Source organism: Mesorhizobium sp. M0019 (genome assembly GCF_040323975.1).
Classification (GTDB): domain Bacteria; phylum Pseudomonadota; class Alphaproteobacteria; order Rhizobiales; family Rhizobiaceae; genus Mesorhizobium.
Genome location: NZ_JAMYVK010000010.1, coordinates 24716 through 49797, shown reverse-complemented (window position 1 = coordinate 49797; position 25082 = coordinate 24716). Strand labels below are relative to the sequence as shown.

General features: G+C 61.4%; 19 protein-coding genes and 1 pseudogene. 12 read left to right on the top strand and 8 right to left on the bottom strand.

The window, feature by feature from the left end; all coding sequences use genetic code 11:
* The first annotated feature begins 10 nt into the window (after window positions 1-10).
* Window positions 11-1153, top strand: coding sequence for an extracellular solute-binding protein (locus NKK47_RS10090; RefSeq protein WP_023675643.1), 1143 nt, complete (start codon window positions 11-13; stop codon window positions 1151-1153).
* Window positions 1146-2321 carry an ABC transporter ATP-binding protein gene (locus NKK47_RS10085; protein WP_023675642.1) on the top strand — a complete coding sequence of 392 codons (1176 nt, stop codon included), beginning with the start codon at window positions 1146-1148 and terminating at the stop codon, window positions 2319-2321. Before NKK47_RS10090 ends, NKK47_RS10085 begins: the two co-directional genes overlap by 8 nt.
* Window positions 2322-2340: 19 nt before the next feature.
* Here NKK47_RS10085 and NKK47_RS10080 read toward each other — a convergent pair.
* The 6 genes and pseudogenes from NKK47_RS10080 to NKK47_RS10055 form a co-directional block, all read right to left on the bottom strand.
* Window positions 2341-2634, bottom strand: a pseudogene (locus NKK47_RS10080) (branched-chain amino acid ABC transporter permease); the annotation flags it as partial.
* A gap of 110 nt (window positions 2635-2744) precedes the next feature.
* On the bottom strand, window positions 2745-3737 hold the full coding sequence (locus tag NKK47_RS10075; RefSeq protein WP_352576410.1) for an ABC transporter ATP-binding protein: 993 nt from the start codon (window positions 3735-3737) through the stop codon (window positions 2745-2747).
* Window positions 3734-4759, bottom strand: coding sequence for an ABC transporter ATP-binding protein (locus NKK47_RS10070; RefSeq protein ID WP_352576408.1), 1026 nt, complete (start codon window positions 4757-4759; stop codon window positions 3734-3736). Before NKK47_RS10070 ends, NKK47_RS10075 begins: the two co-directional genes overlap by 4 nt.
* Window positions 4749-5723: an ABC transporter permease gene (locus tag NKK47_RS10065; protein ID WP_352576406.1), complete on the bottom strand. Its 975-nt coding sequence runs from the start codon at window positions 5721-5723 to the stop codon at window positions 4749-4751. Before NKK47_RS10065 ends, NKK47_RS10070 begins: the two co-directional genes overlap by 11 nt.
* A complete protein-coding gene (locus tag NKK47_RS10060) occupies window positions 5723-6751 on the bottom strand; it encodes an ABC transporter permease (RefSeq protein ID WP_352576404.1) in 1029 nt (342 codons plus the stop codon). The genes NKK47_RS10065 and NKK47_RS10060 overlap by 1 nt, the downstream gene beginning before the upstream one ends.
* A gap of 107 nt (window positions 6752-6858) precedes the next feature.
* Window positions 6859-8532, bottom strand: a complete 1674-nt coding sequence (locus tag NKK47_RS10055) for an ABC transporter substrate-binding protein (RefSeq protein ID WP_023675636.1) — start codon at window positions 8530-8532, stop codon at window positions 6859-6861.
* A gap of 299 nt (window positions 8533-8831) precedes the next feature.
* Here NKK47_RS10055 and NKK47_RS10050 point away from each other — a divergent pair, with 299 nt between their 5' ends.
* The 8 genes from NKK47_RS10050 to NKK47_RS10015 all read left to right on the top strand — a co-directional run bounded on the left by NKK47_RS10050 (window position 8832) and on the right by NKK47_RS10015 (window position 19238).
* Window positions 8832-9557, top strand: coding sequence for a LuxR family transcriptional regulator (locus NKK47_RS10050; RefSeq protein WP_245274646.1), 726 nt, complete (start codon window positions 8832-8834; stop codon window positions 9555-9557).
* A 173-nt stretch (window positions 9558-9730) separates the two neighbouring features.
* Window positions 9731-10630, top strand: a complete 900-nt coding sequence (locus NKK47_RS10045) for a proline iminopeptidase-family hydrolase (protein WP_023675634.1) — start codon at window positions 9731-9733, stop codon at window positions 10628-10630.
* Between the two features lie 486 nt (window positions 10631-11116).
* On the top strand, window positions 11117-11365 hold the full coding sequence (locus NKK47_RS10040) for a hypothetical protein (protein ID WP_156937305.1): 249 nt from the start codon (window positions 11117-11119) through the stop codon (window positions 11363-11365).
* Window positions 11366-11618: 253 nt separating this feature from the next.
* On the top strand, window positions 11619-14357 hold the full coding sequence (locus NKK47_RS10035) for a non-ribosomal peptide synthetase (RefSeq protein WP_023675632.1): 2739 nt from the start codon (window positions 11619-11621) through the stop codon (window positions 14355-14357).
* On the top strand, window positions 14354-15337 hold the full coding sequence (nadE, locus tag NKK47_RS10030) for an NAD(+) synthase (RefSeq protein WP_352576513.1): 984 nt from the start codon (window positions 14354-14356) through the stop codon (window positions 15335-15337). Before NKK47_RS10035 ends, nadE begins: the two co-directional genes overlap by 4 nt.
* A 3-nt stretch (window positions 15338-15340) precedes the next feature.
* Window positions 15341-17362 (top strand): asparagine synthase (glutamine-hydrolyzing), encoded by a 2022-nt coding sequence (gene asnB / locus NKK47_RS10025; RefSeq protein ID WP_023675630.1) that lies wholly within the window; start codon window positions 15341-15343, stop codon window positions 17360-17362.
* Complete coding sequence (locus tag NKK47_RS10020) at window positions 17359-18915, top strand: class I adenylate-forming enzyme family protein (RefSeq protein ID WP_352569014.1); 1557 nt, start codon at window positions 17359-17361, stop codon at window positions 18913-18915. Before asnB ends, NKK47_RS10020 begins: the two co-directional genes overlap by 4 nt.
* A 56-nt stretch (window positions 18916-18971) precedes the next feature.
* Window positions 18972-19238, top strand: a complete 267-nt coding sequence (locus tag NKK47_RS10015; RefSeq protein WP_023675628.1) for an acyl carrier protein — start codon at window positions 18972-18974, stop codon at window positions 19236-19238.
* A gap of 99 nt (window positions 19239-19337) precedes the next feature.
* On the opposite strand, the gene NKK47_RS10010 is transcribed toward NKK47_RS10015, so the two are convergent.
* A complete protein-coding gene (locus NKK47_RS10010) occupies window positions 19338-20030 on the bottom strand; it encodes a N5-glutamine methyltransferase family protein (protein ID WP_023675627.1) in 693 nt (230 codons plus the stop codon).
* Between the two features lie 404 nt (window positions 20031-20434).
* Between NKK47_RS10010 and NKK47_RS10005 the strand changes: the two genes are divergently transcribed.
* On the top strand, window positions 20435-22186 hold the full coding sequence (locus tag NKK47_RS10005) for a type I secretion system permease/ATPase (protein ID WP_352576401.1): 1752 nt from the start codon (window positions 20435-20437) through the stop codon (window positions 22184-22186).
* A gap of 242 nt (window positions 22187-22428) precedes the next feature.
* Window positions 22429-23727, top strand: a complete 1299-nt coding sequence (locus tag NKK47_RS10000; protein ID WP_352455326.1) for an HlyD family type I secretion periplasmic adaptor subunit — start codon at window positions 22429-22431, stop codon at window positions 23725-23727.
* A 24-nt stretch (window positions 23728-23751) separates the two neighbouring features.
* Here the strand turns inward: NKK47_RS10000 and NKK47_RS09995 are convergent, their stop codons facing one another.
* Entirely contained in the window at window positions 23752-25014 is a 1263-nt protein-coding gene (locus tag NKK47_RS09995; protein ID WP_023675623.1) for a polysaccharide biosynthesis/export family protein, read from the bottom strand.
* Window positions 25015-25082 lie beyond the last annotated feature (68 nt).

Genomic DNA, 25082 nt, shown 5'->3' with positions numbered 1-25082 from the left:
GAGAATGGAAATGAAACTGACAACCACCAAACGACTGGAACGGCTCAACGAACGCTATGCCAATGGCGACATCAGCCGCCGATCGTTCCTGACGCTGACGGCCGCCGCTGCCGCCGCCACCGGGCTTTCCATGCCCTGGATGGGACGGGCGCTCGCCGCGGTTTCGGAAGTGCGCTTCGACGGATGGGGCGGCGTGGTGCAGGAGGCGATCGATAAGTACGCGTTCCAGCCTTACACCGCCAAGTCCAAGGTCAAGGTCGTCCAGGGCACCTTTGGCGACGAGAACGAGATCATCACCAAGATCAAGACGTCGAAACCAGGCGACTTCCAGATCGTCCATTCTTCCGGCGTCAACTACTATATCAAATACGTCAATGGCGGTTTCAATTCCGAGATCAACGAGGCGAACATTCCGAACATGGCGAATGTGCTGACCGCCATGATCGAGCCGTTCCGTAAGATCACGCCGAAGCTGTCGGCGGTGCCATATGATTACGGCACCACCGGCATCGCCTACAACAACAAGGTCATCTCGCCGGAAGAAGCCAAGGAAAAGGGCGCCAACCTGCTTACCGACACGAAATATGCCGGCAAGATCGGCGGCTACGCCGATATGACGACGCGCGTCTGGTATGCGGCACTGCAGACGAAACAGGACCCCAACAACATCCAGGACATGGATGCGGTCTGGGCCAAGGTTCGCGAGACCCGCGACCTGGCCAAGAAGTTCTGGAGTTCCGGCGCGGAACTCATGGACCTCCTGTCGCGAAACGAGATCGTCGTCACTGACGCCTGGTCAGGACGTGTCGCCGCCCTGCAGCAGCAGGGCCAGCCGATCGGCTATCTCGACCCTGCCGGCTCATACGCATGGATGGAGGACATGCTGGTGCTCAAGGGATCGCCGATGGCCGAATGCGAGGAGCTGATCAATTTCATGCTGGATCCGGCCACGTCGATCGCCGTCGCCGAGGGCCAGAACTATCCGCCATCGCTTGACCCGACCAAGGTGAAGCTGACCGACAAGATCGCGGCGCTTCCGGCCTTCGACCCGACTGGATCGATGAAATCGCTGACCTTCGCCGATCCGCTCTACTGGGCGAAGAACGAAGACGCCTGGACCAAGCAATGGGACAGGGTGTCGAAAGGTGCATGACGACAACAGCCACGACCAGCAGCCCCGGCCGGCTTCGGCCGGGGCTGATGGCGACCCGCTCGCCCAGAGCGAGCGGCAGCCGATAGGAAAGCCTGCGGTCGAGTTTCGCGACATCGATATTTTCTACGGCAAGTTCGCCGCTGTGCGCGATTTTTCACTGGCGATCCGCAAGGGTAGTTTCGTCACCTTGCTGGGGCCGTCCGGGTGCGGCAAGACGACGATCCTGCGCTCGATCGCGGGCCTGGTCGACATCTCCGGTGGCCAGATCTCGATCGGCGGAAAGCGGGTCGACGACATCCCGATCTACAAGCGCAACATTGGTCTGGTGTTCCAGAACTACGCGCTCTTTCCGCACAAGAACGTCTTCGACAACGTCGCATTCGGCCTGAAATACCGGAACGTGCCGAAACCGGAAATCGTGCGCCGGGTCAAGAAGGCGCTGGATATGGTGCGGCTGCCCGGCAGCGAGACAAAGCTGCCGTCGCAGCTCTCGGGCGGCCAGCAGCAACGCATCGCACTGGCCCGCGCCATCGTCTTCGAGCCGGAAGTGCTGCTGCTGGACGAGCCCTTGTCGGCGCTCGACGCCAATATGCGCGAGGACATGCGCGTCGAGATCAAGAAAATCCAGAGGGAGACGGGCATCACCGCTATCTTCGTGACGCACGACCAGGAAGAAGCCTTGTCGATGTCCGACCACATCGTCGTGATGAACGCCGGCCTGATCGAGCAGATCGGCTCCCCCGCGCAGGTCTATGACCAGCCGGCCACCGCATTCGTCGCCAATTTCCTGGGCAAGGCCAACATGCTGCCCGGCAGCGTGACAGCGATGGACGGCAAGATGGCGACGATCGCGCTGGCCACCGGCCATGTCGTAAAGGCGGCCGCGCCGAAGGCGCTCGCGACCGGCAGCGCGGTCACCGTTGTCGTTCGCCCGCAGAAGCTTACCGTCGGTACCGCCGGTGCTGCCAACAGGCTGGCGGGACGGATCGTCTCGACCTCCTATCTCGGCGGCAATGCGGTCTACGAGATCGACATCGGCGCCGGCACGCTGGTGCGCGCCAACACGTTGATCGACGGCCAGCCGCTGCGTGAAGGCGAAGCGGTCGATGTCTGCTTCGACCCGCTGGGCTGCGTGCTTCTCGACGCGCAAGGCTTACGCATCGCCTAGCGAGGCGGAACTGAGCCGTTCAGTCTTTCGCGTCACCCTTTGGCCCGAGAAACCGCGCATAGACCTCACCGACAATACCGCGCCGGAAAACCAGCACGCAGACCATGAAGGTCAGGCCGGTGGCGATGGTCACCGGAAAGTTCGAGGTGGCGAGCGTGTTTTCCAGGCCGACGACCAAACTGGCGCCGATGATCGGCCCGACCATGGTGCCGATGCCGCCGAGGAGCGTCATCAGGATCACCTCGCCCGACATCTGCCAGGTGACGTCGGTGAGCGTGGCAAACTGAAAAACGATCGCCTTGAGCGCCGAAGCGCAACATAGCGTCGGATCGTGCGGCGTCCAGATCGGCCTCTATTCTCGCCGAAGCGACGATTGCGGCTGAACGGTCCTGATCCGATATCGTTGAACGAGAATTCCCCTAGTCAACCGTCGGCGGGATGATGGCACGCGACCAGGCGGCCCTCGCCAATGCTTTGGAGAAGCGGGCGCTCGCTGCGGCAGATCGGGGTGGCAGCTGGGCAACGGGTGTGGAACCGGCACCCCGAGGGTGGGTTCATCGGGCTGGGCAGATCACCCTTGAGCACCAGCCGGCCGCGCCGCGCCCGGTCGATGCTGGGTATCGGCACGGCGGAACGCAGCGCCGCGGTGTAATGGTGTCTGGGCGCCGCAAAGACCTCGTCGGTCGGCCCGCTCTCCACGATCGATCCCAGATACATCACCGCCACACGGCTCGAGATCTGACGCACCACGGAAAGATCGTGGGCGATGAACACATAGGTCAGGTTGTACTCCTCGCGCAGGTCGGCGAGCAGATTGACGATCTGCGCCTGGATCGACACGTCGAGCGCCGAGACCGGCTCGTCGGCCACGATCAGCCGTGGCCGCAGCGCCAGCGCGCGGGCGATGCCGATACGCTGGCGCTGGCCGCCGGAGAATTCGTGCGGGTAGCGCGATGCGTGCTGGGGCGACAAGTCGACCCGGCGCAGGAGCTCGGCCACGCGGTCCGCCATTTCCGATGCCGAGAGGCGTTCATGCATGCGGAACGGATCGGCCAGCAGATCGCCGACCCGCCGGCGCGGATTGAGCGAAGCGCTGGGATCCTGAAAGACCATCTGCATCTGCCGCCGCAACGGACGAAGCTGGCGCTGGGAGGCGTCGCTGATGTCGCGGCCCTCGAATTCCAGCGACCCCGAGCTGATTTCGGTCAGACGCACCAGACACCGGCCAAGCGTGGATTTGCCGCAACCGGACTCGCCGACGATGCCGAGGGTCTCCCCGGGCCAGATGTCGAGCGACACCGTATCAACCGCATGCACGGTCCGGCGCTGCGCCGGGAAGATCGAGCGGCCGACGCTATAGCGCTTCGACAGGTCGCCGGCACGAAGCAGCGGACGTTCGCGTGGCCTGGCATTCATCGTTGCATCTCCACCACGCCGCCAGGCCTCTGGGCAGCGAATTGTCTGCGCGTAGGCTCCGGCAACAGGCACGCGGCGCGATGGCTCTCGCCTTGCATGATCGGCAGTTGAACCAGACAGGCGTCGTGGCGAAAGGCGCAGCGGGGGCTGAAGGCGCAGCCTTTCGGCAGGTTGGAGAGCGATGGCGGAATTCCCGGAATGGCAGCGAGCCGGGCTGGACGTGGTCCCTCCATCGGCGGGATCGAGCCGAACAAGCCCCATGTGTAGGGATGCAGCGGCGCCCGGAACACGCTGCTCTTGCCGCCCTCCTCGACAAAGCGTCCGCCATACATCACCAGTACCCGGTCCGCGACTTCGGCGACGACGCCAAGATCGTGCGTGACCAGGATCACAGCGGAACCGAACTGGTCGCGCAATCGTCCGATCAGTTCGAGGATCTGCGCCTGCACGGTAACATCGAGGGCTGTAGTCGGTTCATCCGCGACGAGCAGCGCCGGGTTGCACGAGAGCGCCATGGCAATCACCGCGCGCTGGCGCATACCGCCGGAAAGCTGGTGCGGGTAGCTGTCGATGACCCGATCCGGATTTGCGATGCCGACCGCATCCAGCAATTGCACGGCCCTCGCCCGTACCGCTTTCGCCGACACTTTTTCATGCGCGCGAACCTGCTCGCCGATCTGGTTGCCGATCGTATGCACCGGGGTGAGCGCAGACATCGGATCCTGGAAGATCATCGCGATCTGGCGGCCGCGAATGGCATCGAGCGCACGCCGCTTGAGCCCGATCAGCTCCCGTCCCATGAAACGGATGGAACCGGAGACGATAGCGTTGGGGCTGTCGATCAACCCCATAATGGCGAGCAAGGTCTGGCTTTTGCCCGAACCGGATTCGCCGACCACACCGACGATCTCGCGCTGCTCGACGGAGAACGAAACACCTCCCACCGCGCGCACCAGGCCCTCGTCGCTGCGGAAGGAGACGGTGAGGTCCTTGACCACCAGAAGAGGAGCATCAGCCGACATCGCGAGCCCTCGGGTCGATTATGACGAAGACCACGTCGACGACGAAGTTTGCCATCACCACGAAGAAGGCGGCGTAGATCACCGTGGCAAGGATCATCGGCAGATCGAGCGTCTGCAGCGCCTCGTAGGTCAGTTTTCCGACGCCCTGCAGTCCGAAGACCACTTCGGTCAGCAGCGCGCCGCCACCGACCAGGGCACCGAAGTCGAGGCCGAACATGGTAACAAATGCGACCAGCGAGGTCCTGAGGCCATGATGCAGCACCACCCGCCGCTCGCCGATCCCCTTGGCTCGGGCGGTGCGGATGAAATCCTCCTGCATCATCTCGATCAGGCTTGCCCGCAGCACCCGGCCGTAGAGGCCGACATAAAGGGTTGCCAGCGTGAACCACGGAATGACGAGCGCCTTGAACCAGCCCCAGGGATTCTCGGTCAGGGGGATGTAGCCGAGCGGAGGAACCCAGGAAAACAGCCAGCTGTCGTGCCAGCGGCTTTGCGTCAGCAGGTTGGCGACCTCGCCCAGCCAGAAGACCGGGATCGACACGCCTACCAGGCTCAGGATCATCAGCGCGCGATCAATGAATGTACCGCGCGTTGCGCCTGCGATCACACCGACGATCAATCCGCCGAGCACCCACAGCACTGCCGCGCCGCCGACCAGCGACAGCGTCACGGGAATGGCGCTTATCACGGTCGGAATGACGCGCTGCCCGCGATTGACGAAGGAGGTGAGATCGCGGCTGACGAAAAGCCGGTTCATCATCAGCCCATATTGCACCGGCAATGGCCGGTCGAGACCGAAATCGTGGCGCACCTGGATCAGCGTCTCTTGCGAAGCATTGCGGCCGGCAATGCGCGCCGATGGATCAGCGCCAGGCGTCGCAAAGAAGATCAGGAAAGCGACGACGCTGATACCGAACATAACCAGCACCATCTGGCCAAGCCGGAAGCCGAGCGCGGCAACCACTAGACGCCCCTCGGCGAGGATTTCGGATCGAGCGCGTCGCGCACGCCGTCGCCCAGAATGTTTAGGGCCAGCACCGTGATCACAATGGCTAGCCCCGGCGCCAGTGCCACGACCGGCCGCGAATAGAGCAGGCCCTGGCCGTCCTGGATGATCGTGCCCCAGCTGGCATCCGGCGGCTGCACGCCGATCGACAGGAACGACAGCGAGGATTCCGTCATCATGTTGAGCGCCAGGATCAACGGCACGAAAACGATGATGCGGGTCACCACATTGGGCATGATGTCGCGCAAAAGGATGCGCCAGGGCGATGCGCCAAGGCCGATCGCAGCGGTGACGAATTCGGCATGCATTAAGGTCAGGACATGGCCGCGGATCGGCCGCGCCACATAGGGCACATAGACGATGCCGATGATGAAGACCGGTAGCCACAGGCTGCCGGAGCGGATTTCGAACGGACCGATCTGGATACTCTGCGCAATCAGCACGATCGACAACGAAATCGCCAACAGGAAAATCGGAAAAGCCCAGAGCACGTCGAGAATGCGCGACAGGCCGATGTCGACGATGCCGCCGAAGAAGCCGGAAACGACCCCCAGGAATGTCGCGAGGACAAGGCACAGCACGGCTGCAGCACCCGAGATCAACAGCGAATCCCGTCCGCCGTAAAGCAGCCGCGCCGCGACGTCACGGCCCTGGTTGTCGGCACCGAGCATATAGGGGCCGATGCGCCAGGTCGGCCCGACCGGCGTCATGCCGAGGCCAAGGCCTTCGGTGGAGGGCTGCAGCACCGGCTGGGTCACCCCATCGACGACGATCTCGCCATTGAGATTGGTCGCAAATGGATCGGTGCCGGAGACGTATCGCGCATAAAGCGGCGCCGCGAGCGAGGCGATCACAATGACGACGAGCACGGCGAAGGCAGATATTGCCGAACGATCGCCTTTCAGCTTGCGCCAAGCGGTGCGCCACGGGCCATCGGTGGCCCGGCGAACCGGGATGGCAGGCTGGTCCGCAATGACATTGACCATGAACAGGATTGCCTGGGAAAAATCGCGGCCTGGAAGATGCGCTGATCCGCCGGAAAAGGAAATGCGACGGAGAGCCAGCGGCACTCCGTCGCATTGGCTCCGGTCGGCTATTCCACCCAGGACTGGCTGACAATCCAGTAGAATTGCGGGCTGAAGGTGAAGTTCTTCAGCCTGGAAGAGATCACATCGACGCGCTTTGGCGTGAACAGGACAGCGACCGGAGCCTTGTCCGTCACAGCCTTGTCGATGGCGGTCCAGAGTGTCGCGCCCTTGGCCGGATCGGCGATGGTGGCTGCCTCTGCCTCGTCCATCGATGCGTCGATCGACTTGTCGCAGAACCCCGAAATATTGACCGAGGCGTCGGAGCCCGGCGTAAACGAGGCACAGCTGAACAAGACCTGCAGGAAATTCGATGGCGCCGGGTAATCCTGGAACCATTGCGAGATCGAAATCTGCACCTTGTTATTGGTGTTCTGGATGTAGGTGAACTGTATGTTCTGCGAGATCGGCTTGACCGACGTCTTGTAGCCAAGCTGGTTGAGCACATCCTGCAGGTAGACGCCGATCGCCTTGGAGACCGTGGTGTCCTCGGTGATGATCGTCACCTCCTGACCTGCGGTTCCCGATTCCGCGACCAATTGCTTGGCCTTGTCCATATCCGGCGCCGACCACTTCTCACCTGGATTGGCGGTGAACGAGCAATAGGCTGCGAATGACGGGAAGCCCGGCGGCAGGATCTGACAGGCCGGCTGCGCCAGATTGCTGCCGCCGAACAGCTTGACGATCGCGGCGCGGTCGATCGCGAAGTTCACGGCTTGGCGAACGCGGATGTCGTTGAACGGCGCCAGATTGGTGTTCATCGGCGCATACCACATTGCCGTCAGCGGGTGAACCGTGACCTGCGCGGCATATTTGGTGCCGAGTTCGGCGAGACGGTCGGACGGCGGTGGGTCGAACATCCAGTCCGCCTGGCCATTCTCGACCGCCGTCACCGCCGCCTCGTCGGTAAGGCCGAATTCATAGTCGATCTCGTCCGGATATCCGGCCGGCTGCGCTTCCTTGCTCCATTCCTTGAAGTGAGGATTGCGCACAATCTTCATTAGCTTGTTGGGGTCGTAGCTGGCGATCATGTACGGTCCGGTACCCGGGATCGGATCGGTGCCGGCGTCCTTCAGCGGCGCGCTCGCCGGCAGGATCGACGCGTGTGGAACGGCCAACTTCTGCAGGAACTCGGCATCCGGCTGGACCAGGTTGAAGGTAATGCTTCCGGCCGCATCGTCGACCGACAGGCCACCTTCGAGGGTGCATGCAGCGGGGGCCTTCAAGCACGCATCCGCGCCGACGATGCCTTTGTAGAAGGTCCCGGCCGTCGGCCCGCTGATCTTGAAGATGCGTTGGAACGAAGCCACCACGTCCTTCGTGGTGACATCCGAGCCATCCGCGAATTTGATGCCCTTGCGCAGCTTGAAGACGTAGGTCTTGCCGCCGTTCTCGACCTGCGGGAGGCTTTCCGCCAGGTCCGCGACGACTTCGAAGCCAGTCTTGTCCCCGGCCTTCTTGTAGGTCACCAGGCCATCGTAGAGGACATAATTGATCTGGAAATACTGCAGCGTGTAGTTGATGTGCGGATCGGCGGTGCCTGCCGCGGCATTGGCCAGCAGTCGGAGTGTGCCGCCTGGCTTGCCCTCGGTGGCCAAGGCACTGCTTGCCGGCGACATCATGATCACGCCGAGCAGAGCCAGGCAGGGTATCAACGCTGCAAATGCTTTTTGGGGTCGCATATTTATTCCCTCATGGAGGCGTGTCGGCTTTTGCCGCGCTGAACCCGATCGATCGACCATTGCGCGGCTGAAACAGTCTGGGTTTGCGAACGGTGTCCGCTACTTGGCCCAATCACAAAAGACTACGGCGAGCGAAGCCGGACGGGATAGCTATTAAGATAGATAGGGTCGGACAGGCTTATCCCCGCCTATTTGTTGAGCAGCCGGCCGACATGGCTATTTGACAAGCAATCATCAGCGGGTAAGCTTGCCCGATGCAAAGCCTTCCAGGCGATCTAGAGAGCCGGTTCCAAACCGGAATGAGCATCGACGCTGCCATGGCGGTGGCAACGGAGGTGCTGGAGCCCATCGGTTTCACCGCGTTCATCTACGACTATACGCCCGTGCCGGTCAGTCACAAGGGCGAGCTTATCACGCCCTCGTTGATGGCTCTGCGCAACGTGCCGCGCGACATGCAGGATCTCTGGTGCAAGGGCGGATATTATCAGCTTGACCCGGTGCAGGAGGCCGCGCTCACCGTATCGAGACCGTTTCTCTGGTCGCACAGCGGCGTTCAGAGCACCGTCATGCAGCGCGTGCTCCAGTCCAAGCACGATCCTGTGGTCAGCTATTTGCTTGACACCAGGATGACCTGCGGCGTCACCGTACCCATTCGCCTTGCCGGCGGCGATCTCGCCACCTTCACCGCGATCCGTGCCGATCCGGAGGCCGGGTTCGAGCTCGAAGCCAGACCCTTGATCGCCGAGATCGGAGATCTGGGTCATCTGCTGCATGACTCCGCCTACGCCGGTTTCGACGCCGGAATCCGCACCTGCCAACATGTCCATCTGACGTCGCGCGAACGTCAGTGCCTGCGCCTGGCCGCTGCCGGACTGACGGCCAAGCAGGTCGCGCGTGAGATTGGCCGCGCGGTGCCTACCGCAACGCTGCACCTCAACGCGGCGACGCGAAAGCTTGGCGCGCGCAACCGCTTCCATGCCATCGCGCTCGCCGCCCATTACCGGCTGCTCGAACCGGAGCATTGAGGCTCGCGACCTGCGGGGGATCGGCCTTGCCTCGGGCAAACCCATAACCGGCGAACCTATAAAAAGTGCTAGCTGTAAATGCGCTGGGCCGCTTAGTACCGTCGGCCGCAAACAAGGCTTGGGAGGGGTGCACCAAAGTGGCTCCTGCCGCGCCATGATGCGGAGCTTGGACTGTGACGGCACATGCGATCACCGAAGGATTTAGCGACTACAAGGGCTATCGCACCTGGTACCGTGTGACCGGGGACCTCGGGTCGGGCAAGCTGCCCCTGGTCGTCGCTCATGGTGGACCGGGCTGCACCCACGACTATGTGGACTCATTCAAGGAGCTTGCCGGAACCGGGCGAGCCGTCATCCACTACGATCAGATCGGCAACGGCAAATCGACCCATCTGCCGGACAAGGGCGGCGACTTCTGGACCGTCGATTTCTTCCTGGGCGAACTCGATGCGTTGCTCGCCCATCTCAGCATTGCCGGCCATTATGCCCTGCTCGGCCAGTCCTGGGGCGGCATACTCTCGGCCGAGCACGCCGTGCGCCGCCCTGAGGGGCTCAAGGCATTGATCCTGGCCAATTCGCTGGCCTCGATGGCGCTGTGGGTGGAAGGAGCCCGGCAATTGCGCACCGAGTTGCCAGCCGATGTGCAAAGTGCGCTCGACCGGCACGAAGCGGCGGGAACCACCGATCACCCCGAATATGTTGCGGCGACGAAGGCTTTCTACGACCGTCATGTCTGTCGCGTCGTTCCGATGCCGCCAGAGGTCGCCCGGACATTTGCGGCAATCGAGGAAGATCCGACCGTCTATCACACCATGAACGGTCCCAATGAGTTCCACGTCATCGGCACGATGCGGAATTGGACCATCGTCGACCGCCTGCATCGGATCGAGGCGCCGACCCTGGTTTTCCGCGGCTTCTACGACGAAGCGACCGAGGCCTGCGTCCAGCCCTTTCTGGATCTTATCCCGTACGTTGAAGGCCTGGTCTTCCCGAATTCCAGCCACATGCCGCATGTGGAGGAAAAGTACGACTGCCTCAGCGCCGTCGGGCGCTTCCTGGCCAAATACGATTGACGTTCCAGCGCCAGGTCTTCTGTTCCAACGGATCGTCGACACGACGCAGTCGTCGTGAGGCAGGTTCAGAAAACCTCGAACCGTCCCATTTCTCTGCCGACGCACATTGCTATGCCTCGGTGATGGCGACGCCACGCTATGTGGATGTCCCGCAAAGGCCTGCAGGGTCGTCCGATGAGGCCAAATCACGGGCAGAATGCCAGATCACGGACAGCATAAAGGAGCCCATTCGAGCGCCTTTTCCATTGCCCGCGGAGGCAGGGGCCTAACGTTGCGGCGCAGATTGGCATGTCGCCGGCATGGCCGCAATCAGCCTGCCCTCCCCTGAACTGGCATCCCGTCGCTGAAAAACCTGACGGATACGGAGGACCAAGTTGCCGGTGGGTACGGAAAGTATCGGACCCAAAGTTTCGCCAAGCAGTTGCAACCGAATTCATTAGCCGGCGTTAAAGTGCGGGTGATCTAGCGGGGCATGGGGAGGCTTTCATGCAGACGTATCTCGTCGAGCGTATGGACGGCGACGATGTTATCTCGGTGCGCGTTGTCAACGCGCCGAGTCCGTTCAGAGCCGCAGCTATGATGACGGGCGGGCGTATTACCTTCCGAACGTGGGAAAAGGATTGGATCCGCGTGACCGACGAAAATCGGGGACAGATCTATGCCTATTGTTTCGTCCCCGGCAGCTATTCCGACACCGAAGCATCGCCGGTGTCGTCCGGAAGAACCACCGAATAGGCAATATGCCTGAATAGCGGCAATTCCATCTTCGACCCCACCTTGGTCTTCGAGCCCGCCTTGGCATGTGTCCGTGTCATGCGCACCACAACAGCCAGCGAGCCCGGCATGATTGGCTCGGCCGGCGGCTTGCGAAACAGGCGAAGTGACTAACCAAGCGCCCTTGAGGGAAGATCAGGGCATCATCAGAATGATCGATGAAAAGATTGGGGCGGGGGGCGATAAGTGACCCTAATCTTAGCGTAGGCAACTCATGTCTTCGGCATATTTGGGATCAGAAGTCGCGGATCAGGATCTAGCGGTGGATTGTCAGACAACGACCTCCGATAATTGGTCCAGTGTCCCACAATACGCACTGGATCAGGGTGGTCCCGTACTGCGCCCATTTCAAAGATTGGGCGTCGATTTTACCAACATTGCGGCCTTCGATCACCTGAGAAATGTCGTCCGCCAGTACCCCGACAAGCTTGCAATCAGCGACGGCGCCAATCGTCTGACCTATTCCCAGCTCCTCCGGTCAGTCGAGACGCTGTCCCACCAGATCGCGGCGACCGTCCCAGACGGACAGGCGATAGGGATTCTTCAGGCCAACTCGGCCTGGTATCCCATTGCCATGCTGGCAAGCATGACGGCTGGGCGGCCTTCGGTGCCACTCAACGCGCGAGATCCTAGCTCGCGTATCCTTGAAATCGTGGCCGGGGCGCGGCTCTCAGCTGTCCTGGGCGAGGGCAATGTCCGACCCGATGGATTGCCCCACCTGGTCAGTTGGATCGATGTGTCGACCAGTGCGGCCTCGCAGGCTGGGCAAGTGCCTCGTTCTTATTCCGTCTCGGTCGATGCGCCCGCCATCGTGCTTTATACGTCAGGGAGTACGGGCCGGCCCAAAGGCATCGTTAACAGCCAGCGCAGCTTGCTGTGCCGGGTCCAGCAATATGTCGATGCGTGCCACATCAACTCGGATGATGTTTTCCTGCCATTGACCGGACCCGCCACAATCGCCGGGTGCCGGGAGATTCTTGCTGCTCTTCTCACCGGCGCCACCTTGCATCTGGTCGAAGTCGAAGCGGTCGGCCTGCGCGCCGTTCAACGCCTGGTGCGATCCGAAGACGTGACAATCACCTATCTGGTGCCGGCACTGCTTCGCGCGCTTATGGCAGACGGACCTGCAGAAGCGTTCCATTCACTCAGAGTCGCCCGGATCGGTGGCGAGAAGGTGCCCTGGACCGACATCGCCCTGCTGCGCAAGGCCGTCTCCGATACGTGCCTTATCCAGATCGGTTACTCGTCAACCGAGACCACCGGCTCGCAATGGTTCCTGCCGCGAGACTGGCCAGAGCATGGAGATTCGGTTCCAGTTGGCTGGCTGCTGCCTGGAATCACCTTCGCAATTGTCGACGAAGCGGGCCGCCGCGTTCAACCGGGCCGCAGCGGAGAGCTTCTGATCAGGAGCCCGTATGTCTTGCTTGGCCATTGGGAGGACGGGGCGGTTGTGCCGGCAACATCAGACCCGCACGATCCAGGCCTTCGGATTTTCGCGACAGGTGACCTCGTTCGACTTGATGATCAAGGCCTACTGCACATCGTCGGTCGCAAGGGGCGCCAGGTAAAAATCAACGGTCGACGCGTCGAGCCAGCCGAACTCGAACGGGTGCTGCGTTGTGCACCCTCTGTCGCGGATGCCGTGGCAATCGTGACGGCCGCGAATGAGCTTGTCGCCTTTGCTGTTCCTCGGCGCTCGGCCGAAGCGACCTTTTCGGACGAGCTTCGCCAGCTTGTCAGGACCAATCTGCCGCCGCCGCTGCGTCCCTTGCGGTTGCACACGATCGCCGAGATTCCGCGTCTGCCGAGCGGCAAAGTCGACATCACGACACTTGCAGAGATGGATCTTTCAGCCAGAGAGACAGCGGCGACCGCGCGTCCGCTCGAGCCGCGAGGCAAGCTGACCGCGCAGCAGGTTGTCCAGCGGGCATGGACCAGCATTCTCAATACGCGCGTGGCGGCAGGACGCTGGGATGACGCCGGAGGAGATTCGCTGAAGCTGCTGCACTGCGTCATGGAAATCGAAAGCGCCATCGGGCAGGAACTCGGCCTTGAGGCCTTCACCGTCGGGATGAGCCTGGAGCAAATGGTCAAGGCGGTCGTGTCCGCCCAGGCAGGCGATCAAAGCGCGCGCGCCCAGAAGCACGACCCTCCCATTCTTTTTCTGTTCCCGGGGTCCGTCGGCTATGGCCCGAGCCTTGCAGCCTTTGCAGCAGCGATGGGCAAGGTGACCCGCGTTGCCCCGATCAGGTATCCGGCCCTGGCTATGATACTGCGCGGACAAGACAGCCTCGCCGATATGGCCGACGCCGCCGTCGACCAGATCCGCCGCGCCCAACCCTCGGGCCATGTACGACTTCTAGGCCATTCGCTCGGCGGCGCTGTTGCCTTCGAAGTTGCGGCGCGGCTGCTGGCAGCGGGGCGAACCGTAAAGTTCCTCGGCATCCTCGACACCAGCCTCGTCGGGGAGCGAAGCGCCCGCTGGGAGACGTTTACGCGCACATTCAATCGAATCCGAACCAACCGCGTGTCCGCTTACCGGATGGCATGCCGCGCCCTCGCGAAAGTCGCCGTGGCAATGAAGCGCGAGGCACAACTGGTCCAGTTTCTCGACCGCTTCGCTCAAGGACAGTTCAACGCGACGAGCTTTAGAACCAAACTGGAACTGCAAGAGGTTTTGCGCGCGCAAGCCTTCTTCCAGTGGGTGGCCGAGCCAAAGCCGGCTCTGCCGATCACAGGCACCCTGTTCCGCTGTGCTCGACCCGGAATGCCTCTGGCAATCGGCTGGGATAGCGTCTTCGCCCATCTGGACGTGATTCCGATCGTCGGCAGCCACATTGATCTGGTTGTAGAGCCTCACCTTACCACCAATCGTCCCCTTATCGAGAAAGCGGTGGCGAAAACCTATTCGCCAATCGAGTCTCGCAAACTGGAGTACAAGCCATCGACCTGATCTCAACATTCGGCAAAGACGCCCTGGTGCTCGACGCTGGCGCGGAAGTCGATCGCATCGTCCAGATCTTGCGCCAGCAGGTCCTCGGCACGCTGCGACGTCGAGGGGTGGTTGTCGGCCTCTCAGGCGGCATCGACAGCTCCGTCGTTGCGGCGTTGTGTGTTCGCGCCTTTGGGAAAGGCAAGGTCCTCGGGATATTCATGCCGGAGCGCCATTCCTCCGGCGACTCACTGAGGCTCGGCCGCATTGTCGCCGCACACCTTGGTATCGAAACGATCCTGGAGGATATAACGCCGGCCCTGGAAGCGATCGGCGCCTATAGACGGCAGACCGAAGCAATCCAGACCGTCGTTCCCGAATATGGGGACGGCTGGAAATGCAAGCTGGTGCTCGCCTCGGTTCTCGAGAGCAACGGTCTCAACATCACGCGCCTCACGGTTCAGGACCCCGAGGGCAGGACCGACACGGTGCGCCTGCCGTCGGCAGCCTATCTGCAGATCGTCGCTGCAACCAACTACAAGCAGCGCCTGCGCAAGATGACCGAATACTACCATGCCGACCGCCTCAACTACGCGGTAGCGGGCACGCCGAACCGCCTGGAGTACGACCAGGGCTTCTTCGTCAAGCAGGGCGACGGAATTGCCGACCTGATGCCAATCGTCCACCTCTACAAGACCCAGGCCTACCAGTTGGCCGAATATCTTGGGGTGGAGGAAGAGGTCCGGCGCAGACCGCCCACCACAGACACCTTCTCGATGGCGCAGAGTCAGGAGGAGTTCTACTTCGCGCTTCCTTATTATCTGATGGATCTGTGCCTCTACGGCTTGAACCATGGGATCGCCGACGAAGACGTCGCCGAGGCAACCGGCCTCACCGTGATGCAGGTCCAAAAGGTTTTCAAGGATATCGACAGCAAGCGGCGCGCCGCACGTTATCTTCACGCGCGGCCGTTGGTGTCCTCTTCAATGGGCGAGGGCTAGGCGATGTGCGGCATCGCCGGAATTGTGTCGCTGAGCGCCGCAGCGGCGCCCCCTTCCCGCGATGCGCTGATACGCATGGCGGGCGCGCTGGCGCATCGCGGCCCGGACGAACGCGGCCTTTACCGGGACAGACGTGCGGGATTGGCGCATGCCCGCCTGTCCGTCATCGATCTCGCAAGCGGCCAGCAGCCACTCGCCGGCGCGGGCGACACAATGTGGATCGTCTTCAACGGCGAAATCTTCAATTACGTCGAGCTGCGACAAGACCTGGTCGCGCTCGGTTATCGCTTTCGCACACGCAGCGACACCGAGGTCATCGTCCATGCCTATCATGCCTGGGGCGAGGCCGCCTTCGAGCGAATGAATGGGCAGTGGGCAGTCGCCATCTGGGACTCCGTGGCAGGTCGTCTCGTCTTGTCGCGGGATCGGTTCGGCATCTGCCCGCTGCACTTTTGCGAGCATGGCGGACGGCTTTACTTCGCCAGCGAGGTGAAGGCCATTTTCGCGGCCGATGCGGATATACCCCGCGCCTTCGATCCAGCCGGCATCGATCAGACTTTCACACTCTGGACTGTCGCGCCGCCACAAGGCGTGTTTGGAGGAGTAAGCGAACTCACGCCGGGGCATGTCCGCATTTATGACAGCGGCGTCGTCCGGGAGCGGGCTTTTTGGAAGCCTGACTATCCAGAGGTTGACGGACCCGGCGATGATGAATTCACCGGCTCGCTTGATGACGCGGTGGAGGAAGTGCGCAGCGCCCTGGAAGCCGCGACGGCGCTCAGGATAGTACGCGCCGACGTGCCGGTCGGCTGCTATTTGTCCGGCGGGCTCGACAGCTCGCTGGTCGCCACGCTGGGGAGACGCTTCGCGGGCGAGCGCTTCCAGACTTTCTCGCTGCGTTTTGCCGACGCCGAGTATGATGAGACACATTTCCAGCGCCTGGTTGCCGGCGTGGCCGGCAGTGACCATCATGAGGTGGTTGTTTCGCGCAGCGATATCGCTGGCATCTTCCCTGAGGTGATCTACCACACCGAGCGGCCAATCCTCAGGACCGCGCCGGCGCCGCTGTTCCTGCTCTCGAGACTGGTGCGCCAGCACGGCATCAAGGTCGTGCTGACCGGCGAAGGGGCCGACGAAATGTTCGCCGGCTACGATTTGTTCCGCGAGGGCAAGGTCCGCCGCTTCTGGGGACGCCAGCCCGCCTCGACGCGACGCTCGCGGCTGCTGGAGCGCCTCTATCCCTATCTCAGCCGCTCGCCGGTGCAGCAGCAGGCGATGGCACGCCAGTTCTTCGGGCGCGACATCCACGCCTGTGACGCGCCTGGTTTTGCGCATGGCACGCGCTGGCGTACCACAAGCGCCATCAAGCGGCTGTTTTCGGCAGACATGCGCGCCCAAACGGAGCGCCGCAACGCCGTGTCCGAGCTGCTTGCCCGCCTGCCGCCGGAGTTTTCGCGATGGGGCTCTCTTGCGCAGGACCAGTACATAGAGATTCAGACGCTGATGTCGGGATACCTGCTTTCCTCACAAGGGGACAGAATGCTGATGGCTCATTCCGTCGAGGGGCGCTTCCCGTTCCTCGATCATGAACTCGTGAGACTCGCGAATTCGCTTCCTGCCGCCTACAAGCTGCGCGTGCTCGATGAAAAGCATGTGCTGAAGCGCGTAGCGCAACCGATCGTGCCGTCGGAAATCGTCACCCGCAAGAAGCAGCCTTACCGGGCCCCCAACGCGCTCTGCTTTGTCGCAGATGGCGCTCCGGCCTACATTCGCGAAGCACTTTCGGAGGCGGCGCTGCGCGAAGCGAACGTCTTCGATCCCAAGTCGGTTACCCGGCTCCTGAACAAGTGCCAGGCCAGCGCCGGCGACGGCGACCTGTCCAACTCCGACAATATGGCGCTTGTCGGGGTGCTGTCGACGCAGCTTCTTCATCGGCAATTTATCGCGAGCCTTCCAAGTGGGGCTCGCACGCTCAAGCTCAGCATCGATATCGACCGCGAACACCGCGAAGAGGTGCTCGCATGATGCATGGCGCCGTACCGCTCCTGCATGACTATCTCACCCACTCTGCCAGCCGGCTCGGCGAGAAGGTGGCCCTGGTGTGCGGCAATCAACGTGTCACTTATGGCGATCTCGATATGCGTTCGAACGCCATAGCGCACCATTTGACCGATGCCGGAATTGCGCGTGGCGATCGCGTGGTGGTCTTCGCCGACAACACTGTCGAGGCCGTCATTGCGTTCTGGGCGGTGCTCAAGGCCAACGCCGTGGTGTGCATCGTCAATCCGCTCACCAAAAGCGACAAGCTTGATTATCTGCTCAACGATTGCCGCCCGACGGCACTGATCACCGACAAACACCTGCACTCGATTTTCAGGGAGCCGGCGCGGAATTGCCCATCGTTGCGCCGCATGATCGTCTCCGGGCCGATCGAACACAGCGACCTGCAAGAATTGCCGCATGCTGTGCGCTGGGACGCCGCGGTCGCGGCAGCCCGCAGCACGCCGCCCTCGCGCCGCTGCATCGACATCGATCTCGCTGCGATCATTTATACATCCGGCTCGACGGGCGAGCCCAAGGGGGTGATGCTGACGCATCGAAACATGATCGCCGCGTGCGCCTCGATTTCCTCATACCTGGCGCTTGCCGAAGACGAGGTGATCCTCAATGTCCTGCCGCTCGCCTTCGACTACGGTCTTTACCAGATGATCATGGCATTCGGCGCGGGCGCCCGGCTGGTGCTTGAGCGCTCGTTCGCCTTCCCGGCGCAGATCCTTGGGCTGATCAAGCAAGAAAGGGTGACGGGTTTTCCCGGCGTACCGACCATCTTCGCCGCACTCGGGGAGCTCAGGTCTCTCAGGGATCAGGATTTTTCGAGTATTCGCTACGTCACGAACACTGCGGCCGCCCTGCCGCTCAAGCACATTCTCCTGCTGCAGGAGCTGTTTTCTGGCGCCCGCATCTATTCGATGTACGGCCTTACCGAATGCAAGCGCTGCACCTACCTGCCGCCGGAGGATCTGGAGCGAAAGCCGTCGAGCGTCGGGATCGCCATCCCCAATACGGAAATGTGGATTGTCGACGAGCATGACAGGCGGGTCGGCCCCGGCATCGTTGGTCAGCTCGTCATCCGCGGAGCGACGGTGATGAAGGGCTATTGGGGCAAGCCGGAGGCGACAGCCAGGAAGCTCAAGCCTGGCCCGCTGCCGGGTGAGCAGGTCCTATACACCGGCGACTACTGCCGGATGGACGCCGAGGGCTATCTCTACTTCGTCGGTCGCGGCGACGAGATCATAAAATCGCGCGGAGAGAAGATAGCGCCGAAGGAGGTGGAAAACGTGTTGATGAACATTGCGGGCGTACGGGAAGCCGCGGTCATCGGCGTTCCGGACGAGCTGCTCGGGCAAGCAGTGAAGGCATTTGTCGTGATGGAGCAGGGAAGCATGATCGGTGAAAAGCAGTTGCAGAAAGAGTGCCAGAGACGGCTGGAAAACTTCATGGTTCCGAAGTCCATCGTCATCGTACCCAGTCTGCCGATGACCGACACGGGTAAGCTCAAAAAAACGGCCCTGTCATGAGTCGGTACCAGGGCGAAGTTGATCAGCATTCATCTTTTGTACCGGAGGCGAAATCAATGTTATCTACCAAGGATAGAACCGATACCTGCAGCGAACAAATTCGCGCTTTCCTGGCTTCGAATTTCTATATAGCCGATCCCGAGAGCCTGGAGAGCGACACCTCGCTACTCGACCAGGGCATCGTGGACTCGACGGGTGTGCTCGAGGTTATCGGCTTCATCGAGGAGACCTTCGGCATCACAGTCGAAGACAGCGAGCTGCTGCCGGAGAATCTCGATTCCATCGAGGGAATTGCGCAATACGTCATGCGCAAGAGAAACTGACGCAAGAGAAACTGATCGCCGAAATCTCGCGCAACTCTGTTTCAACTTCCCGGCCGTTTCTAGCCGCGACAGCGCGTCTACCTGCCGCGGCTGCGATGCTTACGCCTGCGCCCTCGTATGTCCCACAACCACCCTGCCCTCACCGGCCTGGTTGGTGACTGCCCGGATACTCGAATAGGCCTTGGAACGCTCGAGCAAACTCATGACCTGCCGGTCCTGGCCAAGCCCCACCTCGAAAAGCAGGATGCCTCCGCGCCGCAAATAGCGCGGCGCCTCCTTGAGCACCCGCATGTGGATGCTCAGGCCGTAGGGGCCGGCTGCGAATGCTTCACGCGGCTCGAGCTCGACCAGATGCGAACGGTCGCCCTCGAGCCGTTTTTCCGAAATGTAGGGCGGGTTGCAAACGATCACGTCGATCGTGCCATCGAGCTCCAAGCCTGAGAAGGCGCTGAACAAGTCGCCCTGAAGCACCGTTACCCGGTCCTCGATTTCAAGATGGGTGACGTTGCGGCGCGCGACCTCCACGCATCCGTCGGTAAGATCGCTTGCCCACACGCGCGCGGTGGGAGCGTGGTGCGCGATGGCGCACGCCAGATTGCCCGCCCCACAGCACATGTCGACAACGCGAGGCACCGGCAGGTTCAGTTGGCTCAGGACATCGAGAGCGGCCTTGCCGAGCAGTTCCGTTTCCGGCCGAGGAACAAGCGCACCGGGCGAGACCAGCAACTGCAATCCCATGAAGGTGCTGCGCCCCCTGCCGTAGGCATCGGCAACGTTGATCTCTTCGCTCACGACACTCACCTCCCGATTTAGCCGGCGTTGGTGGCCGACAATTGCGTACCGATGAAGTGTATCTCAAAACCGTTTAACTCTCGATCGACAAAATCAAAACCGATCCCTCCCCAGACGCTTTGAAGCCTTGATGCTACAAAGATGACCATAAGCTTCTGCGCCGTGTCATGATTAGGAATATCTCCTTACTCGACCCGGTTATCCCCAGCCTGGCGAGCCAGTTGCCGAATTCTCAGCCTGGCGTCACGATTTTGCTACATTTTAATCAAAGAAGGCACGTATGTAAGCAATTCGTAATGTTCAGCAGCGGGGCGGGGCTGCTGCTTCCCGGAAGGTTAAAGTTTGTCCCTCATCGAAAGAATCGACGAGATTGCGCGGCAATTTCGCGTCAACGAGCGCACATCATGAAGTCGACCAAAGGGCGCTCGCTCGATCTCCGCTCCGCAATGTTCGGCTGTGTGCACGGCCTCGTCGGCGTAGGCATTTTCTCGGCATTGATAAATATCCTCGCCTTGACCGGCTCCGTCTACATGCTCCAGGTCTATGACCGCGTGCTGCCTTCGCAGAGCGTGCCGACTCTTGTCGGATTTACAGTCGGGATGCTGGGACTTTACGCGGCCTATGGGCTCCTCGATTTCGTGAGGCTTCGCCTGTTGGTCCGCATCGGCAGCCGCCTGCATAGAAATCTGCAGCAAAAAGCGTTCGCAGCCTCGCTTTCCCTGCCCCTCGTCGCCGGGCCGGATGCGAACCGGGTACACCCGCTTCGTGATCTGGACCAGCTACGTGGCTTTCTTTCCGGGCTCGGGCCGACAGTCTTATTCGACGCTCCCTGGATACCATTTTATATGGTGGTCATCTATCTGCTGCATCCCGCGCTTGGCGTGCTGGCAACGCTCGGCGCATGTGCCGTTGTGTTTTTGACGGTGGTTGCCGAGATCATCGGCCGCAAACCTGCGGCTCGTGCATCTGAGACACTCGTAGCGCAGCGGCTTCTGGCCGACTCCGGCCGCCGCAACGCAGAGGTTGTTCAGGCGATGGGCCTTTCCGCCCCGCTTAGCCGGCGCTGGAACGAGGTCAGTCATCTTTATCTGAAGAACCAGGAACGGCTCTCCGACGTCGTCGGCGCAGCAAGCTCACTGTCGAAGACGCTCCGAATGGCCCTGCAATCATGTGTGCTAGGGCTTGGTGCCTACCTTGTGATCGGCGGCGAGGCCTCGCCTGGCGTGATCATTGCATCGTCCATATTGCTGGGCCGCTCGCTGGCGCCGGTCGATGTGGCGATCGCAAACTGGAGAGGGTTTCTGGCAACCCGCAAAAGCTATACCGAGCTGTCGGCAGCCCTGGATGCTTTTGATAGCCAGCAAGAGCCAATGGAACTGCCCGGCCCGAAGGCTGAGCTTGCGGTCGAGGAATTGACCGTCGCGCCACCAAGCCTGCAGAAGCCCACCATCTTCAATGTAAGCTTCCGCTTGGCGAGAGGCGCAGGGTTGGCGGTCGTCGGCCCGAGCGGCTCCGGCAAGACCACGCTCGTGCGCGCTTTGGTCGGGGCATGGAAGCCGCTTCGTGGCACGGTAAGATTGGACGGCGCCTCGCTCGATCAGTGGAATTCAGAACTGCTCGGCATTCATATTGGCTACCTTCCGCAGGACGTTGAGCTGTTCGACGGGACGATCGCCGACAACATTTCGAGGTTCGGCGGCAAGCGCGACGCAAAAGGCGTGCTGGCAGCTGCCAAGGCTGCGGGCGTGGACAAGATGATCATGCGTCTTCCGCAGGGTTTTCAAACACGCATCGGAGAAGGCGGCGCGGCCCTTTCGGCTGGGCAGAGGCAGCTCGTCGGGCTTGCCAGGGCACTTTACGGCGATCCATTCCTCGTCGTTCTTGACGAACCAAATTCCAATCTGGATGCAGACGGTGATGCTGCTTTGGCCGGCGCAATCCTGGCAGTGCGTCAGCGCGGCGGTATCGTGATCGTCGTTGCGCATCGCCCCTCCGCTCTCGTCAACATCGATCAGGTACTCGTCCTGTCGAACGGGATGCTCCATTCGTTCGGCTCGCGCGAAGACGTTCTGGCAAATGTGATCCGGCCCTTCCCGCGCCCGGACAAGCCAAACATTGTCGTTCCGCTGCAGCACGGTGCAAGCGGGCATGCGTGAGGTATTGCTTAGTGTCTAACGTGACCATGTCGTCATATGCTGCGGTTGGCGGCGAAGGCCAGCCGACCGGGGAGAAGCCGGAGCCGGATGGGATTCGAGCCAATCTACCCTGGGGTACTCTGGTCCGGAGCCTAGCAGCACATTGTCGTTCCGCCGCACAAAGGTGCAGCCGGGCATATGCGAGGTATCGCTCTGCTGTTGCCGTGTCGTCATACGTCGCAGCCGGTGGCGAAAGCCGTTCGTTGGAGACGAAGCCAGAGCCGGATGGCATCCGGGCCAATCTGCTCTTGGGCCTGGCAACCAGCTTGCTGTTGATCTTTGGCGGAGGGCTCTGGTTGGGATTGACCAAGATTGCCGGCGCGGTGATTGCGCCCGCAACCGTGGTGGTCGAAAGTAACATTAAAAAAGTCCAGCATCAAACCGGCGGCACCATCGGCGGAATCTTCGCGCAGGACGGCGATCATGTGAAGGCCGGCGATGTGTTGGTCAGGCTGGACAACACATTGACCCGAGCAAACCTGCAGATAATCACCGAGGACCTCAATCGCGCCACCATTCGTCTGGCCCGACTGGAGGCCGAGCGCCAGGGTCTGCCGGAAATGCAGATCCCGCCCGACCTTCGCGCTCAAATGGGCGACCCGCAAGTGGTGGCACTTGTCAGTGGCGAGCGTGCCTTGTTTGAAAGCCGTGCTGCGGCGCTGGCTGGCCAGAAGGCACAATTACAAAGCCGCGCGAAGCAGCTGGAACGTCAGATCGATGGCCTCAAATCGCAGCAGTCTGCAACGGACGAGTCTCTGGATCTGCTGACCAAGAACCTTGCCGATGTCGCATCTCTCTACGCAAAGAAGTTGGTGTCCAAGGAGAGGTTGAGCAATGTCAGCCTGGACAAGACCCGGGCTCGCGGCGAATCGGGGCGCCTTGTCGCAGCGATAGCAGAGGTACAAGCTCACATCAGTGAAACGGACCTGCAGGTGCTTCAGCTCGACGAACAAATGCGGAGCGACGTGACCAACGAACTTCGCGAAACGGAAGCCAAGCAGACCGAACTCAGTGAGCGCAAGGTGGTGGCCGAAGACGAACTCAGCAGGACAGACATTCGTGCCCCGCAATCGGGCACAGTACAAGAATCCTCGGTCCATACCGTAGGAGGCGTGATTGGCGCAGGAGAGGTGCTCATGATGATTGTGCCCGATTCCGACAACCTTGTCGTCGACGCTTCCATTCCTCCGTCGCGTATCGATGAGATTCATCCCGGACAGCAGGTGTCGATCCGCTTTCCAGCGTTCGACGCCGGCACCACACCTGCTTGCGAAGGCTCGGTCAAGCGCGTCTCAGCGGATCTGATCAAGGATCAGCAACGCCAGCTTTCCTTTTTTTCGGCGCGCATCGACGTCGAGAATGAAGCGACGTGCCTGACAGGAGAGAAAATACTCAAACCGGGCATGCCCGCCGAAGTCCACATAAGAACCGACGAGCGCAGTGTCTGGTCCTACTTGATGAAGCCCCTTACCGACCAGTTTTCCAGGGCCTTCAGGCAGTAAAGCGGTTGCGAAACGCGGCCCGATCTATCGGGTCGCCGCATTTTCGAGAGCGCTGCTGAATCTGACCTCGATCGTGTCTCCCGGCATGACCTCGGTGTCTTCTTGGGCAAGCTGTTTTCGCCATTCTTCGCCGACCTTGCGAATGATCGTGACCTCGGCCTGAACCTTCTCGCCGGCAACCGGCAACGGCAGTGCGGCAGCTCCCGTGGGCTGCAACTTTTGGCTGGCGGCGCGAAGCCTTGCGCTGACGTCGGCAAGGCGCACGTTGGTATCCTTCAACTCGATCAGCAGACCCATCCTTCTTTGGTTGTCATTGCGTTCGTGCTGTCTGGCAAAATCGTCCTGCTGACGTCGTGCTCTCATAAGCTCAACCGACGTTTCGAGTGCCCGGCTGGAAGAGAGAACCAAAGCGCGCCGGACGTCGGCGAGCCGGTTGTTGGTGAGATTTCCGGACTCAAACGCTTTCCTTACGCGCGCCAGATCGTCTTCGTCCGCCTTCACCCCATCCGCTTCGGCCTGCTCGCGTTTGAGCAAGGTCTCGGTTTGTGCGGCGGCATCCTTGCCGCTTTTATCCAGAAAGCCCTGCTCTTGCTGGAAGTTGTCCAACGAGAGCTTCAGCCCTTCCGCTTCAGCCTGCGCGATCGCCGACGCAAAACTTGCCGGCAAGGGAGATCCTTGTGGTGGCTGCATGTCGAAAGTCGGTTTGTCCTGAAGTTCGGCGCGGATGCGGGCGCTATGAAAATAATCTCTGGTATATTCCCCCCAAAGCGACTCGTAATCGCGCCGCAGATCCACCGGATCTGGGCCAACCTGGTTTGCCCGGGACCGCAAAAGGCTGAAACCGCCTGACACGGCAATCGCCTGCCGCACGGTCATCAGCGGGCGGTAGGCCTGCTGTCCGGGAGTGAGCACGTCGCCGGTCACATAGATCGGCCTGTACTCCGCAACCACGGCGGTCACGTCTGTCGGCTTGATGACGATCATTTGCTCCCGCCCATCAGGCAGACGCTGGTGGAATATCTTGGTCGGCAAGATCGTCTGCATGCGCGTTTGCAGTTCAGCCGGAGTTAAGCCGCCCACCGAAACCATACCGACTTCGGGAAGCGCGATCGTGCCGTCCATCTGGACCACCGCACGTTGCGTTCGCTCCGGGATGGAGGCAATTCCAATCTCGACGGTGTCGCCGGCAGAAAGTCGATAGGCGACCCGCGGTTCCGCTGCAGCAGCCGTATCCATGGCAGCCAGCATGCCGAGCACGACAATAAGGATTCGATCAGCGAGGACCATGGGCGACAATCTCCTTCTGGCTCGAATCCGGCGATACCGCGGCCGCAATCAACAGCGGAGCCAATCCT

Excerpts from the sequence above, each read along its gene's own strand:
- NKK47_RS10090 (WP_023675643.1), top strand. The coding sequence starts at position 11 with ATGAAACTGACAACCACCAAACGACTGGAACGGCTCAACGAACGCTAT.
- NKK47_RS10075 (WP_352576410.1), bottom strand. The coding sequence starts at position 3,737 with ATGAATGCCAGGCCACGCGAACGTCCGCTGCTTCGTGCCGGCGACCTG.
- NKK47_RS10070 (WP_352576408.1), bottom strand. The coding sequence starts at position 4,759 with ATGTCGGCTGATGCTCCTCTTCTGGTGGTCAAGGACCTCACCGTCTCC.
- NKK47_RS10060 (WP_352576404.1), bottom strand. The coding sequence starts at position 6,751 with ATGGTCAATGTCATTGCGGACCAGCCTGCCATCCCGGTTCGCCGGGCC.
- NKK47_RS10055 (WP_023675636.1), bottom strand. The coding sequence starts at position 8,532 with ATGCGACCCCAAAAAGCATTTGCAGCGTTGATACCCTGCCTGGCTCTG.
- NKK47_RS10050 (WP_245274646.1), top strand. The coding sequence starts at position 8,832 with ATGAGCATCGACGCTGCCATGGCGGTGGCAACGGAGGTGCTGGAGCCC.
- NKK47_RS10040 (WP_156937305.1), top strand. The coding sequence starts at position 11,117 with ATGCAGACGTATCTCGTCGAGCGTATGGACGGCGACGATGTTATCTCG.
- NKK47_RS10035 (WP_023675632.1), top strand. The coding sequence starts at position 11,619 with ATGTCTTCGGCATATTTGGGATCAGAAGTCGCGGATCAGGATCTAGCG.
- asnB (WP_023675630.1), top strand. The coding sequence starts at position 15,341 with ATGTGCGGCATCGCCGGAATTGTGTCGCTGAGCGCCGCAGCGGCGCCC.
- NKK47_RS10020 (WP_352569014.1), top strand. The coding sequence starts at position 17,359 with ATGATGCATGGCGCCGTACCGCTCCTGCATGACTATCTCACCCACTCT.
- NKK47_RS10015 (WP_023675628.1), top strand. The coding sequence starts at position 18,972 with ATGTTATCTACCAAGGATAGAACCGATACCTGCAGCGAACAAATTCGC.
- NKK47_RS10005 (WP_352576401.1), top strand. The coding sequence starts at position 20,435 with ATGAAGTCGACCAAAGGGCGCTCGCTCGATCTCCGCTCCGCAATGTTC.
- NKK47_RS09995 (WP_023675623.1), bottom strand. The coding sequence starts at position 25,014 with ATGGTCCTCGCTGATCGAATCCTTATTGTCGTGCTCGGCATGCTGGCT.